The sequence below is a fragment of the Sphingobium sp. LSP13-1-1.1 genome, from assembly GCF_040676415.1.
In the GTDB taxonomy this organism is placed as follows: Bacteria; Pseudomonadota; Alphaproteobacteria; order Sphingomonadales; family Sphingomonadaceae; genus Sphingobium.
Window position 1 is genome coordinate 494,347 of the sequence record NZ_JBEGHU010000023.1, and the last position, 12,529, is coordinate 506,875.

Genomic DNA, 12,529 nt, shown 5'->3' on the forward strand with positions numbered 1-12,529 from the left:
CAAATTAGGCCGGCCGCAGGCGGATGACCACCCCGGCTGCTGATGAAAATTGCCTTCATTTCAAATCCTCCCCATCGTCGGATGGCGAGAATCCCAATGCCAGAGGGCCTGTAAGCCGGGTTCTGTCCCCCTCTTGCGAGGGGTGGCGACCATTCCTCTAGGGGACGGATCGCTCCGTCCCTCAAGCAACCAACCCGGGCGGTCTCAGCCGAAACAGGCCTAGCAGCCTAAAACTGCGCGCCGCCCCTATTCGGTCTTGCTCCCGGTGGGGTTTACCGTGCCGCCTTCCGTTGCCGGAGGCGCGGTGCGCTCTTACCGCACCCTTTCAATTTCGCTGAGCCGAAGCTGTAGCGACCTGCTTTCTGTTGCACTGTCCCTTGGATCACTCCAGCCGGCCGTTAGCCGGCACCGTCATTTCGTGGAGCCCGGACTTTCCTCGCCGTGGAAGTTACCCGCCACGCCGCGGCCGCCCGGCCCTCTGGCAGAGGCGCCTATACACAGGTCAGCGGCGCTCGTCATCCCTTTGCATCATCATTCCGCTCAATCGTCGCCCTGCGGCTTCGGCAACAGCAGGGCCAACAGGATGGCGCGACATTCTCCGTCGATGATCCCGTCGATCAGTTCCGGCCGGAACCGGCGCTGAAACGCCACCACCGCCGCCCGCGGCTCGGCAATGTCATAGCCGAAGCGTTCGAGCGCCAGCATGAAGCCCCCGTCGCTCCAATGCGGGTCCATGAGATTCCTGGTGGGGCGCGGCAGGGCCAGCCGCAGCCGCGCCAACTGGGCCCAGGGAAACAACTCGCCAGGATCCTGCTTGCGGGCCGGAGCAACGTCACTGTGCCCGACGATATTGCCGCGGGTGATCTTGTGGCGCTGCACGATCTGGTGGATCAGCGGGATCAGCGACCCCATCTGCGCGTCCGGAAAGGGCCGATAGCCCCATTCATGGCCTGGATTGACGATCTCGATCCCGATGCTGGCGGAATTGATATCGTCAATGCCGCGCCAATGGGCCCGGCCCGCATGCCACGCGCGCTTTTCTTCATCCACCATGCGAATGACCTCCCCGTCCTCGGTCACGACATAATGGGCGGAAACCTTGGATTCCGGGCTGACGAGCCAGTTGATCGCCGTCGCCGCATCCACCATCCCGGTATAGTGCAGCACCAGCATCGAAACCGGCAGGCCGCGTTCGTCGAAATTGGGTGATGGCGTGTCGATCATGGGAAAGTCGTTCATCGCCAGAGGCCCGTCGCTCGCATTCGTCCGTCAACGCCTCGATAGGGCGCGAACAGACCATGGCCGACAGCGGCAGGCCAATCAAGCGGGCTGGGGCATTTTCCCGCGGCAGCTATCAGATCGATCAGATCGCCCGCCGCCGCTCTTCATTCCCCTGCCCCACCGCCTCGGCGCGGCGTCCATAGCCGCCGCGAAATTCCGCATGAGGCACAAAGTCCTCGCTGTGGCCGATCACCGTCTCGCCCGCGCCCAACAGCAGGACCGAGCCGGAATGGCTGTGCCGCGCGAGGAGGCGCAGTACGGACTGCCGGCGTTCGGGGGTGAAGTAGAGGAGCACGTTGCGGCAGAGCAGAAGGTCATATTCCCCCAGCGGCGCACGTGCGTCGAACAGGTTGTCGGTTCGAAAATCGATCATCTGCCGCAGAGCCGAATTGGCTCGCCAGTCATCGCCCGCAGGATCGAACCATTTGAGCAGATCGCCCACCGGCAAGCCGCGTTGCACATCCATCTGGGTGAAGATGCCTGCTTTTGCCTGGGCTATGGCCGCAGTGGAAATATCGGTCGCCAATATCTCTATCCGCCAGCCGCGCCACTTCGCCATATCGTTGCAGAGCTGGATCGCCAGCGAATAGACTTCCTGCCCTGTCGAACAGCCTGCGCTCCAGATGCGCAGCGTCCTGTCGGATCGCTGGGCATGAATGCGCGGCAGGATATGGCGGTGGATCATGTCGAAAATCTGGAGGTCGCGGAAAAAACTGCTTTCATTGTTCAGCAGCGCATTGACCACGTCGTTTTCCAGCGCCGCGTCCTTATGTGCGATCAGCCGGGCCGCCAGCGCATCCATGTCACCCAGGCCGTGGGCGCGCAGCACGGGCTTCAGCGCCGTCTCCATCCGCCATGCCCGGTTTTCGGACAAAACCTGCCCGGTGCGCGCCTCCAGCAGGCCGGAAAAAATGCGCGCCGCGCCGCGTGCCGCAGGGACCGGCGAAGCGGCACCGGACGAAAGGGAGTCGGCCGAAGGGGGCAATGCCATCAGTTTCTGTTCTTTCCTCTTCGCGCCACGAAGTCCATGATCGCATGGGGTTCGAGCAGGGCGCAGTTCAATCCTTCTCCGGCGACCGATCCGGGCATTCCCCAAACGACGCTGCTTGCTTCATCCTGCGCCACGATCCATCCGCCGGCCGCGACGATTTCGCGTGCACCCGCCGTCCCGTCCCGCCCCATGCCCGTCAGCACCACGCCCGCCGCGCCGGCGCCATAGGCCTGGGCCATGCTGGCGAACATCGGGTCGACGCCCGGCAGGTTGCCGGTGGGCGTGCGCTGCGCATTCAGCACCACGGAAACCCGGCCATAAAGACCTGGTCGAAGCTGGAGATTGGCGTCGCCCGGCGCGACATAGACGACGTCCGGGACCAGTATTTCTCCCTGTTCCGCCACCTTGACGCGCAGGAATGTCATGCGTCCCAGTTGCTCGACGAAATAATGGGTGAAGCTGGCGGGAAGATGCTGGGTCAGCAGGATCGGCACACCCAATGGATCAACCAGGCCCGCGAAAAGCCGCCCCAGCGCGTGGATGCCTCCGGTCGATGCACCAATGCCGAGGCAGGCGAGTGGCTGGGTCACCTGCTGCGGGCCGATATGCTGGGGCGGCTGAACCGCGACAGCCATGGGGTTGCCGCTGAACAGGCGCGACAGCCGGTCCATCAGCGCCTGCGGAAACTGCTCGCCAAAACTGCCGCTACCTGGCTTTGCCAGTATGTCGCTGGCACCCAGGGCCAGAGCTTCGACTGCCGCGGCGCTCCCCTCCCCGCAATTACCGGACAGGATCACGACCTTGGCCCGCGGATTGGTCTTCAGGATTGCCGGCAGTGCCATGAGGCCGCTCTGTCCCGGCAGCTCTATGTCGAGCAGGATCAGGTCGACCTCATGGTCCCGCAAATAGCCGAGCGCATGTTCGGCGCTATTGGTCTTGTGCGTGACGGAAAATCTGCGATCGGCATTCAATATCCGCTCTATGACCGTCCTTACCACGACCGAATCGTCGACGATGAGGGTGCGCAGCGGCGCATCCTCACCCCGGCTGAAGGCCATGATCGGCACGTGAACGGTCATCGAAGCAAGTCTTTCTGAACAAAGGCGAACTGAACAAGCAAGGAGTGCCGGCGGGGGCACCGGATCCGGACGCGATGCCTAGATGACGCCGACGATCGTCAGCTTGCTTTCCAGAGTTTCGCGGTCGAATGGCTTCATGACATATTCGTCTGCGCCCGCTTCGACCGCGGCCTTGATATGGCTGATGCCATTTTCGGTGGTGCAGAAGATGATCTTGGGCCGAGAGGAGAGCTTGGCATCCGGCAGCGCCTGGAGGAATTCCATGCCGCTCATCACGGGCATGTTCCAGTCCAGCAGCACCACGTCGGGGACCGATGTCTCGCATTGCGTAAGGGCGTCACGGCCGTCGACCGCCTCGCTCACCGACAGGTCGAGCGATTCCAATATGTGGCGGGCGACTTTGCGGATGACCTTGGAATCATCCACCACCAGGCAGTTTTTCATAATGCGTCCCTTATTTTGCGTCCCATCCGTGCAAGTCCTAATCAGCAAAGGCGAGGATTTGGTAAACGCCGGCACGAGATCGTCATGCCCATCCGAAATCATGCCGCCTGCGTGACCGAGCCGCCCTCAATGAAGCCGCTCAGCGACACGAGCAGATAGGGTTGCCCCTCATGCTCCACCAGGCTGCGAGCATAGGGTATCCAGGCAGGGTCCAACTGGCCCCGCAGCGGCAATTCGCCCACCGGCACCTGGCAGATGTCGTGCACGGCGTCGACCATCAACCCATAGCTATGGCCACTGATGTCGGCGATGATCGCAAAGCCACGCTGCTGTGCGGGTGTCTTGCGCCCCCGTACCAGCGCCGCGACGTCGATGACCGTCAACACGCGGCTCCGCAGCGCGGAAAGGCCGGCGACATGTGCGCCCATGCCAGGCACGGGCGAAATGTCGGTGAGCTTGACCACCGCCTCGACCTCCCGGGTCTCTACCGCGATTCTCGTACCGGCCAACGTGGCGAAGAGGTAAAGCTGGTTCATTGGGCTGTCCTCCCGGCCTGACGCCCCGATCCAGCGAGCGCAGCCATCAGCGCGTCCTGATCGTAGCGATAGATGCTGCTGTCCTGGGGGCCGGTCGGACGAGGCGTCGCGCGCAACTGGACAATTCGGCAGCCCAGAAGTTCGTTGGCCGGCGACGTGTCCGATCCGGTGAACAATACCACATCCTGCGGGTCGACCGCCTCGCCAGCGGGCAGGCCCATCACCACCTCATGCCCGGCCTGGCGAAGCAGCGGCGCCAATATTTCACGGGTCCAGCCATCCTCGCTGTCGGCCAGCAGACAGCGCCCCCCAGTCCGCTCCACCATCGGCTGTTCCGGCAGTCCAGCGAAGAGGGCGAACGGGTTGATCACCTCCAGATGCTCGCCATCGATCACGGCGACGCCGCTCAACAAGCCGTGCATCGCCACCATGTCCGGCACGGCAGGCATTTCCACGATATCCAGAACCGCGGCGACCGGGTAGCAGGCCTCCCGCGTACCATCGCGCAGGCGGAGCGCGGCGACCTTCTCCCCGGCAAAGGCGTGATGGCCATTGGCCACCGGCACCAGCCGTCCGTCCAGCCGCACGAAGCCGCGCCCGCCCGACTGGCCGAACAGCCGGGCATCGATGTCCTCCACCCGCTCGATCAGCGAAAGCTTGAGCAGTCGCCGCTCCCCCGAATATTCCTCGAACCGCAAGGCGGACACCATCTCGACGCCCTGCGCTTCTTCCTTTTGCCCCACCCGGCCCTCCGCCTGGTCGTCGACGATGTTGGGCAAACGCGCCGCATTGGCCAGTCCCGCCGCATCCAGCAACAGCATCGGCTTACCATTGTCGGGCAAGGTCATGCCGGCATAGACACCCGACGCCATCACAAGCGGCGAGGCGGGACGGATCACCAATTCCTCGTGATTTTCGACCGCCGACACGCCCATGGCAAAGGGAACGCCGGTTGCGGAACGCACCACCATCAATACGCGCGGTCCGGGCTGCGCGACCCGTTCCATGCCCAGCACATCTTCCAGGTCGATCATGGAATGGCGGACCGACCGGATCGTCGCGATCTTGGCGCCGCCCACTTCCGCGATGGTCAGCATCTCATTGTTGTCATGCAATATTTCCACGACCGCAGCGCGCGGAATGGCGAAATGCAGGTCGCCTGCTCGCACGATCAGTCCCGGAATGATCGTCAGCGTCAGCGGCACCCGCAAGGTTATGGTCAGCCCGCAGCCCGGACGGTTGTCGAGCGCGATGACCCCGCCGATCCGCTCCACATTCGCGCGGACCACGTCCATGCCGACGCCGCGTCCGGAAATGGCCGTGACCTGGTTCGCGGTCGAAAGGCCGGGGTGGAAGATCAGGTCGAGCCTTTCCGCCTCGCTCATTCGCGCTGCGCCATCCGGCGTCAGGCGACCCGCCGCCACCGCCTTGTCGACCAGGCGGCCGGTATTGATGCCCTGCCCATCGTCGGAAATCTCGATGACGATCTGATTGCCCGACTGACGCGCCTCCAGCCTCAGCCGCCCCGCCTCGGGCTTGCCCAGCGCGCGGCGCTTTTCGGGCGCTTCTATGCCATGGTCGATGCTGTTGCGGACGATATGGGTAAGCGGGTCGACGACCATCTCGACCATTTCGCGATCCATTTCGACATCGCCGCCCTCAAGGCTGAGGTCAATGCGCTTGCCCAATTCCCTGCTGAGGTCGCGAACCATGCGCGGGATGGCAGTGAACAATCGATCGACGCGCTGCATCCGAGTCTTGGAAATGGCGTCACGCATGTCAGCGACGCAGGTCGACAGCCGTTCGAAGGCGCTTTCCAGTTCCGGATCAGTCGACCGTTCTCGGAGCTTGCGCGACAGTTCGTTCCGCGCCAGCACCATGTCCGACACGCCATTCATCAATTGGTCGATCAGCGACAGCGGCAAGCGGATCGTACGCGGCGCCGATTGTCCCGCGGAAGTCCGCATGACAATCGGCGCCGACATCTCCTCGTCCGTTACGGTGGGTTCCGTCTCAGCGAGCCTGCCGGTCAGGGCCGCGATCAGATAATCGTCATTCTCCTGCGGCAACGCGGCGCCAATGGCCACCGCCTCGGCAAGTTCCGCGATGCGATCCATGATGCCCAGCACGGCGCTGACAGTAGCAGGATCGGCAATCCGCTTGCCCGCCCGGATTTCCGAAAGAACATCCTCGGCGGCGTGGCTCAACCGTTCGAAGCGCGGCAGGTTCAGGAAACCACAACTCCCCTTCACCGTATGGAAGAAGCGGAAAATGGCATCCAGGCGATCGCGGTCCGCAGGGTCCGCTTCCCAGGCGACGACCTCCCCCGCCAACGCTTCCAACGTCTCGCGCGTTTCCGATATGAATTCCTGGAGTAACTCGTCCATTCCACCGCCTCATGGATAGGCGGCGGACCATGAAGCAGCCGTGGTTAAATCCCCGTTAAAGAGGACCGATCCCGCAATGCAAAAGAAAGGGGCGCCGCGACAGACCGTCGCGACGCCCCCTGCGGCTCGGGTAGAAAGCCTGGATCAGTGCGTCTGGTTCTTCTCAACCGCGTCGGCCGCCTTCTCGCCGGCTTCGCGGGTGGCATCCGCCTTGTTCTCCAGCGCGTCGGCAGCGTTTTCAGCGGCATTTTCGGCATTGCCGCTCAGATTGTCGGCCATCGCTTCCATATTGTCAGCCTGGTTGTCGATGGCGTCCGCCTGATTCTCATACGCGTTCTCGACCTTGTTCTCCTGCTTGGAATCGCACGCAGCAAGTGCGATCAGGCTGGCAAGGCCAAGGACTGATACGAAGGTTTTCACGGCGTTTTCTCCTGTTGCGCCCCCATGGGCTGACGTCATTCGGCAAGGGGACCGGATGCCCGGAACCCTGACGCCCATCAACTGGTCGCGGGAAATATGGTTCCCGCCGCAGGCTCCTTTCGTCGCAGAAACGACCTATTTTTTAAGGGAATCCCGAATTTCGCGCAGCAGTAGCACGTCCTCCGGCGTGGCCGCCGGCGCCTCATCGGGCTTGGGCATCAGCTTGTTCACTGCCCTGACCAGCAGGAAAATGATGAAGGCCAGGATCAGGAAATTGACGAAGACCGTCAGGAATTCACCCCAGCCGAACATGGCGACATTGGCGGCCTTCAGATCGGCATAGCTGTTCGGATTGCCCTTGAACCCGGCGGGAATCTCTCCCAGCCGGATGAAATAGCCGGAAAAGTCGGCGCCCCCGAAGATATAGCCGACGACCGGCATGATCAGATCGTCCGTCAGCGACTTGGTGATGGTTGCGAATGCGCCGCCGATGATCACGCCGACGGCCAGGTCCATGACATTGCCGCGATTGATGAACGTCTTGAATTCGGAAATCAGCCCCATGGCGAACCCCTTGTCCTGATTGCGATATTGACAGCATGGACCGTTGCGCAGGCTTCAACAACCGCCTATTTCGTCACACGAAACAAGCCTGAGGATGTTCCATGACGATCCTGCGCCAGTTCCGACTTTTCCTCCTGCCTCTGTTGGGCGCCTTTGCGCTCAGCGCCTGCGGCATCAACAGCGTCCCTGCCGCAGAAGAGGTCGCCAAGGCCAAATGGGCCGACGTGCAGGCCCAATATCAGCGCCGGGCCAATCTGGTCGGCAACCTCGTGGCCACGGTGAAGGCCGCGGGCAAGCAGGAACAGGACACGCTGGTAAAGGTGACGGAAGCCCGCGCCAAGGCGACTTCGGTCCAGGTCACTGCGGCCGATCTGTCCGACCCAGCCAAGGTGCAGCAGTTCCAGCAGGCGCAGGCGCAGTTGAGCCAAGGGCTGGGCCGTCTGCTCGCTTCGGTCGAAGCCTATCCCGAGCTCAAGACCAACCAGAATTTCCTTGATCTGCAGTCGCAGCTTGAAGGAACGGAGAACCGCATCGCTGTCGCCATCCGCGACTATAATGAAGCGGTGCGCGCCTATAATACCCGCATCCGCACCTTCCCCGATGCGATCGGCGCCAAGATCATCCATGGCGCCAAACCCATGACCCCGTTCCAGGCCACGACGCCAGGCGCGGAAGAGGCGCCGAAGGTCGATTTCGGCAACTGAGCCGGTGATGCTCCGCCGCCTGCTCCTGATCCTCGCGCTGCTGGCTTTCCTGCCTGCCGCGGGGATGGCGGGAATTGCGCCTGCCGCGCAGGCCCAGACCTTTCCCAAGCTGACAGGGCGGGTGGTGGACGACGCCTCCCTGCTGTCCGCGCAGCAGAAACAGGCCCTGACCGACAAGCTTGCTGCGCTGGAAAAGCAGAGCGGGCGTCAGTTGGTGGTTGCGACCCTGCCGGACCTTCAGGGTTATGACATATCCGATTATGGCTATCAGCTCGGCCGCGCCTGGGGCATCGGCTCCAAGGACAGGAATGACGGCGCACTGCTGATCATTGCCCCCAAGGAGCGCAAGGTCCGGATCGAGGTCGGCTACGGTCTGGAGGGCATCATGACCGATGCGCTCTCTTCCCAGATCATCCGGAACGACATCACGCCCCGATTCAAGGCAGGCGACTTGCCGGGCGGCATCGATGCAGGGGTGGATGCGATTGGCAAGCTGCTGAGCCTGCCGCCTGAAGAAGCCAGGGCACTTGCGGCGCAGGCCGAGGCCAAAGCACGCGACGCGTCGGACGATGGCGGGACATTCATGCTGATATTCTGGCTCATCGTCGTCGCGATCATCATCGTCGCCATGCTTGCCGGACGAGGCAAAGGACGCCGCTATCGGGGCGGGTCAGGACCGATCATCCTCTGGGGGCCCGGCGATTCCGGCTGGGGCGGCGGGGGCGGATCGGGCTGGGGCGGGGGCGGCTGGGGCGGCGGAAGCGACGGCTTCTCCGGCGGCGGCGGCAGCTTCGGCGGCGGCGGCGCCTCGGGAGACTGGTGATGCGCCTGATCATGAACGAAGCCGATCGCGACCACGTAACGGCCGCCGTCGTCGAAGCGGAGAAGGCTACCGATGGTGAGATCGTCACCATCGTGGCACGCCGGTCCGACGCCTATCATGACGCCGGACTGCACTGGGCGATAGGCGTGGTGTTCCTGGCCCTTTCGGTGGCGGCAGCCTTCCCGCAGCAGTTTCGCCGCCTCTGTTCCTGGCTGCTGCAAAGCTGGGAACATGAGATCGAGGATTGGAAGCTGCTGACGGTCCTGCTGGGCCTGCTGATCCTCAAATTCCTGATCGTCCGCTATGCGCTCGCCTGGATGCCGCTGCGCATGGCGCTGACGCCAAAGGCCACCAAGGCCCGCCGTGTGCGCCGCCGCGCCATCACGCTGTTCCGCGCTGTTGCGCAGGGACGAACGCGCGGGCGGACCGGCGTGCTCATCTATCTCTCGCTGGATGAACATCGGGCGGAACTCGTCGCGGATGCAGCGATCAATGAAAAGGTCGCGCCCGAGGTCTGGGGCAAGGCGATGGCCGCGCTGGTGGATGGTGCACAGGCAGGTCGCGCCGCTGAAGGCATGGCGGAAGCTGTACGGCAGGTCGGCCGGGTGCTGGCCGAACATTTTCCCGCGACCGGCGACAATCCCAACGAATTGCCCGACAGGCTGATCGAACTATGAGCGAACATGACGGAACCTCCCCCGAAGAGATCATGTGGGAGGGGAGATTCATCACGGCCAAGCGGCGGGGGCGCTGGGAATATGTGGGCAGGGCACGGGGCATCCATGCCGCCGTCATCCTGGCCGTGGATGAGGCGGCAGATGGACGGCACGTGCTGCTGGTCGACCAATTCCGCGTACCGCTGGGCCGCCGCTGCATCGAACTTCCCGCCGGGCTGGTGGGCGACCAGGAAGAAGGCGAGGAAGCCATGCTGGCCGCTACCCGGGAACTGGAGGAGGAGACCGGCTACCGTCCGGGCCGTCTGGAAAATCTGGGTGAATATTATAGCTCACCCGGCATGGTGTCGGAAAGCTTCAGCCTGTTCCGGGCGCATGACCTGGTGAAAACCGGGGAAGGCGGCGGTGTGGAGGGCGAGGACATCCGGGTTCATCGCGTTCCGCTGAACGCCATCCATGAAAGGATCGCGGCATGGCGGAAGGACGGTTTCGCCATCGACGTGAAATTGCTTCTGCTGCTTGGCGCAGGATTTGTGGATTAGGACATTGTCACAAGTGGAAATCGATCATCCACTTATGACGATGCGACAATATGAATCCGGAGCGCGCCACCTGCATCTGATGCAACGGCGCTCCAAATGCCTCCCGCCGTCGGATCAGAGACTGCCAAAGCCGGGGGCTTCTCCGCGAGCATTGCCGTCTATGCGCGTCGGTCGTTTCCACCCGATCCGGGGCCGCTTGCGCAGGCGGAGCGTGGGCCAATCGCCCCGGTCGGTACGCTCGGCCAGACGCATCCCCTGGGCACGATAGGCGGCGAGCACCGCGTCGGCCTGTTCCTGCAGCAAGCCTGCAAGCAGGATGGTGCCGCCTTCCTCCACCATCGCGCAGAGCGACGGGGCAAGTTCGATCAGCGGACCGGCCAGGATATTCGCGATCAGCAGGTCATAAGGCGCGCGCGTAGCGATCGCCGGGTGATCCACCCCCGCCGCCGCGTAGAGCGCCAGTTGCCCCTGGCCTTTGCCAAGGGTAACGCCATTCACTGCCGCATTGGCTGCGCTGATCTCGACCGCGACCGGGTCGATGTCAGACGCGGTTGCATAGGCGTGCGACCAAAGATGCAGCGCGGCAAAGGCGAGCAGGCCTGTTCCCGTGCCGATGTCCGCGACATTGCCGAAGCGCATGCCGATCCGGCGCATGCGGTCGAGCATGATCAGACAACCCGCCGTCGTTTCATGCTGGCCGGTTCCGAACGCGCGGCTCGCCTCGATCAGGAAATTGACATGGCCGGGCGCCGCAGGATCACTGGGCAGGTTGCGGACGTGGAAGCGCCCGGCAGTGACGGGTTCCAGCCCCTGCTGGCTGAGCGTTACCCAGTCTTCGTCCGGCAATTGCTCGACCAGCGGCTTGACGCCGGCGGCGCTGGGCACAAGCGAACGGAGCAGCCGGATCGCGGCCTGGCTGGGCCGACCTTCGAAATAGGCGTCCAGCCGCCAGCTATGTTCATTGTCGGGTTCCGCCTCGCTGGTCATCAGCACGGGGGGCCGATCCATCAGGGCAAAGGCGGCGATGTCGCCATCCAGCGCCTCGGCCTCGGCGCGCGTGCAAGGGAAGGTGACTTTCCAGCTTTGCCCCCTGACGGCTGGCGGCGATGATATGGCAAGGTCGTTCATGCCGCCGCCTTTAGACCTTTGGCGGATGAAGGGGAAGCAGGACAGGCTTGATGGCGGAAAATGATCGCCATCGACTCGTCCGGCCTGCCGCCTACCCCGCGTACAGGTTGGTCGGCAGCCCATGCGTGCCGGGGAAGACTTCAAAAAGCGCACCATCATACTCGCTTTCCGGCAGGCCGATTGCCGCCGAACTGACGAACATGCGATCCAGTCTCTCTCCGGCGAAACAGATGTTCGTCACCTGTCCGGCAGGCAGCGCTATCGATCGATCGAGCCTGCCCTCCGGCGTGAATCGGCTGATCCGTCCGCCGCCCCAATGGGCGACCCAAAGATGCCCGTCGGCATCGACGGTCATGCCATCGGGATAGCCATCCTCCTCGGCAAAACGGATGAAAGGCTGGCGGTCTGCCAGGCCGCCGCCGGCCGTCCGGGAGAAACGGTATATCTGCCGCCGCGCCGTGTCGCTGTGATAGAGCCAGTCACCGCCGGGCGAGAAGGCGGGACCATTGGGCACGCGATAGCCGCTGTCCGCGATCGCCCAGCCGCCATCAGGATCGAGCCGGTAGAGCAAGCCAACGTCCTGCCCTCCCGTCATGTCCATGGTGCCGCACCAGATGGCGCCGCTCTCATCCGCCTTGCCGTCGTTCATGCGGCTGCCGGGCAGATGCGGTTCGGGATCGCCCAGCGGCGTGATCGTCAGAGGATCGAGCGTCAACCATTTGAACCCGCTCTGGAAGCCGCCAACGAAGCCCCCGCCCGCCCGTTGAACCACCCAGCCGAGCGGTTCGGGCATGGCCCAGCGCTGGATGACGCCGTCGGCGAGCGACAGACGATTGAGCGCCGGCGCGACTATGTCGGTCCAATAGACCGCATTCTCCCGAGCCGACCATAAAGTCCCCTCGCCCAGCGTATCACGCACGCCGCGGTCGATCTTGCGCCATTCAGCCATGCCGGAC

At 63.7% G+C, this 12,529-nt stretch carries 14 protein-coding genes and 1 other RNA gene; 4 read left to right on the plus strand and 11 right to left on the minus strand.

All coding sequences use genetic code 11. The annotated features are described in order from the left end of the window. Positions 1-95 precede the first annotated feature (95 nt). From rnpB to mscL, 9 genes are all read right to left on the minus strand, one after another. An RNA gene (gene rnpB, locus MRBLSP13_RS14550) (RNase P RNA component class A) lies at positions 96-482 on the minus strand. Between the two features lie 58 nt (positions 483-540). Further along, positions 541-1,239: an N-acetylmuramoyl-L-alanine amidase gene (locus tag MRBLSP13_RS14555; protein ID WP_363734413.1), complete on the minus strand. Its 699-nt coding sequence runs from the start codon at positions 1,237-1,239 to the stop codon at positions 541-543. 124 nt (positions 1,240-1,363) lie between these two features. Next, positions 1,364-2,272: a CheR family methyltransferase gene (locus MRBLSP13_RS14560; RefSeq protein WP_363734412.1), complete on the minus strand. Its 909-nt coding sequence runs from the start codon at positions 2,270-2,272 to the stop codon at positions 1,364-1,366. Beyond that, entirely contained in the window at positions 2,272-3,351 is a 1,080-nt protein-coding gene (locus MRBLSP13_RS14565) for a chemotaxis protein CheB (protein WP_363734411.1), read from the minus strand. The genes MRBLSP13_RS14560 and MRBLSP13_RS14565 overlap by 1 nt, the downstream gene beginning before the upstream one ends. Before the next feature lie 78 nt (positions 3,352-3,429). Next, positions 3,430-3,795, minus strand: a complete 366-nt coding sequence (locus MRBLSP13_RS14570; protein WP_133654787.1) for a response regulator — start codon at positions 3,793-3,795, stop codon at positions 3,430-3,432. A gap of 98 nt (positions 3,796-3,893) precedes the next feature. Further along, on the minus strand, positions 3,894-4,331 hold the full coding sequence (locus MRBLSP13_RS14575) for a chemotaxis protein CheW (RefSeq protein WP_133654786.1): 438 nt from the start codon (positions 4,329-4,331) through the stop codon (positions 3,894-3,896). Next, positions 4,328-6,718: a chemotaxis protein CheA gene (locus MRBLSP13_RS14580; RefSeq protein ID WP_363734410.1), complete on the minus strand. Its 2,391-nt coding sequence runs from the start codon at positions 6,716-6,718 to the stop codon at positions 4,328-4,330. The genes MRBLSP13_RS14575 and MRBLSP13_RS14580 overlap by 4 nt, the downstream gene beginning before the upstream one ends. Before the next feature lie 144 nt (positions 6,719-6,862). Beyond that, a complete protein-coding gene (locus tag MRBLSP13_RS14585; protein WP_363734409.1) occupies positions 6,863-7,138 on the minus strand; it encodes a hypothetical protein in 276 nt (91 codons plus the stop codon). 135 nt (positions 7,139-7,273) lie between these two features. Continuing rightward, positions 7,274-7,702 (minus strand): large conductance mechanosensitive channel protein MscL, encoded by a 429-nt coding sequence (gene mscL, locus MRBLSP13_RS14590; RefSeq protein ID WP_363734408.1) that lies wholly within the window; start codon positions 7,700-7,702, stop codon positions 7,274-7,276. Positions 7,703-7,803: 101 nt separating this feature from the next. Here mscL and MRBLSP13_RS14595 point away from each other — a divergent pair, with 101 nt between their 5' ends. The 4 genes from MRBLSP13_RS14595 to MRBLSP13_RS14610 are packed head-to-tail and all read left to right on the plus strand — an operon-like array spanning position 7,804 to position 10,445. Then, positions 7,804-8,406 carry a LemA family protein gene (locus tag MRBLSP13_RS14595; RefSeq protein WP_363734407.1) on the plus strand — a complete coding sequence of 201 codons (603 nt, stop codon included), beginning with the start codon at positions 7,804-7,806 and terminating at the stop codon, positions 8,404-8,406. Positions 8,407-8,413: 7 nt separating this feature from the next. Further along, positions 8,414-9,229, plus strand: a complete 816-nt coding sequence (locus MRBLSP13_RS14600; RefSeq protein WP_363734406.1) for a TPM domain-containing protein — start codon at positions 8,414-8,416, stop codon at positions 9,227-9,229. Beyond that, positions 9,229-9,906, plus strand: coding sequence for a TPM domain-containing protein (locus tag MRBLSP13_RS14605; protein ID WP_363734405.1), 678 nt, complete (start codon positions 9,229-9,231; stop codon positions 9,904-9,906). The genes MRBLSP13_RS14600 and MRBLSP13_RS14605 overlap by 1 nt, the downstream gene beginning before the upstream one ends. Then, positions 9,903-10,445 carry an NUDIX hydrolase gene (locus tag MRBLSP13_RS14610; protein ID WP_363734404.1) on the plus strand — a complete coding sequence of 181 codons (543 nt, stop codon included), beginning with the start codon at positions 9,903-9,905 and terminating at the stop codon, positions 10,443-10,445. Before MRBLSP13_RS14605 ends, MRBLSP13_RS14610 begins: the two co-directional genes overlap by 4 nt. A 114-nt stretch (positions 10,446-10,559) precedes the next feature. On the opposite strand, the gene MRBLSP13_RS14615 is transcribed toward MRBLSP13_RS14610, so the two are convergent. Further along, positions 10,560-11,573, minus strand: a complete 1,014-nt coding sequence (locus MRBLSP13_RS14615; RefSeq protein WP_363734403.1) for a 50S ribosomal protein L11 methyltransferase — start codon at positions 11,571-11,573, stop codon at positions 10,560-10,562. A 91-nt stretch (positions 11,574-11,664) separates the two neighbouring features. Then, positions 11,665-12,522 (minus strand): SMP-30/gluconolactonase/LRE family protein, encoded by an 858-nt coding sequence (locus MRBLSP13_RS14620; RefSeq protein ID WP_363734402.1) that lies wholly within the window; start codon positions 12,520-12,522, stop codon positions 11,665-11,667. Positions 12,523-12,529: the final 7 nt, after the last annotated feature.

Bases quoted from the DNA above. Each gene is read 5' to 3' on its own strand.
- MRBLSP13_RS14615 (WP_363734403.1), bottom strand. From the start codon at position 11,573: ATGAACGACCTTGCCATATCATCGCCGCCAGCCGTCAGGGGGCAAAGC.
- mscL (WP_363734408.1), bottom strand. From the start codon at position 7,702: ATGGGGCTGATTTCCGAATTCAAGACGTTCATCAATCGCGGCAATGTC.
- MRBLSP13_RS14575 (WP_133654786.1), bottom strand. From the start codon at position 4,331: ATGAACCAGCTTTACCTCTTCGCCACGTTGGCCGGTACGAGAATCGCG.
- MRBLSP13_RS14570 (WP_133654787.1), bottom strand. From the start codon at position 3,795: ATGAAAAACTGCCTGGTGGTGGATGATTCCAAGGTCATCCGCAAAGTC.
- MRBLSP13_RS14555 (WP_363734413.1), bottom strand. From the start codon at position 1,239: ATGAACGACTTTCCCATGATCGACACGCCATCACCCAATTTCGACGAA.
- MRBLSP13_RS14605 (WP_363734405.1), top strand. From the start codon at position 9,229: ATGCGCCTGATCATGAACGAAGCCGATCGCGACCACGTAACGGCCGCC.
- MRBLSP13_RS14560 (WP_363734412.1), bottom strand. From the start codon at position 2,272: ATGGCATTGCCCCCTTCGGCCGACTCCCTTTCGTCCGGTGCCGCTTCG.
- MRBLSP13_RS14620 (WP_363734402.1), bottom strand. From the start codon at position 12,522: ATGGCTGAATGGCGCAAGATCGACCGCGGCGTGCGTGATACGCTGGGC.
- MRBLSP13_RS14600 (WP_363734406.1), top strand. From the start codon at position 8,414: ATGCTCCGCCGCCTGCTCCTGATCCTCGCGCTGCTGGCTTTCCTGCCT.
- MRBLSP13_RS14610 (WP_363734404.1), top strand. From the start codon at position 9,903: ATGAGCGAACATGACGGAACCTCCCCCGAAGAGATCATGTGGGAGGGG.
- MRBLSP13_RS14565 (WP_363734411.1), bottom strand. From the start codon at position 3,351: ATGACCGTTCACGTGCCGATCATGGCCTTCAGCCGGGGTGAGGATGCG.
- MRBLSP13_RS14595 (WP_363734407.1), top strand. From the start codon at position 7,804: ATGACGATCCTGCGCCAGTTCCGACTTTTCCTCCTGCCTCTGTTGGGC.
- MRBLSP13_RS14580 (WP_363734410.1), bottom strand. From the start codon at position 6,718: ATGGACGAGTTACTCCAGGAATTCATATCGGAAACGCGCGAGACGTTG.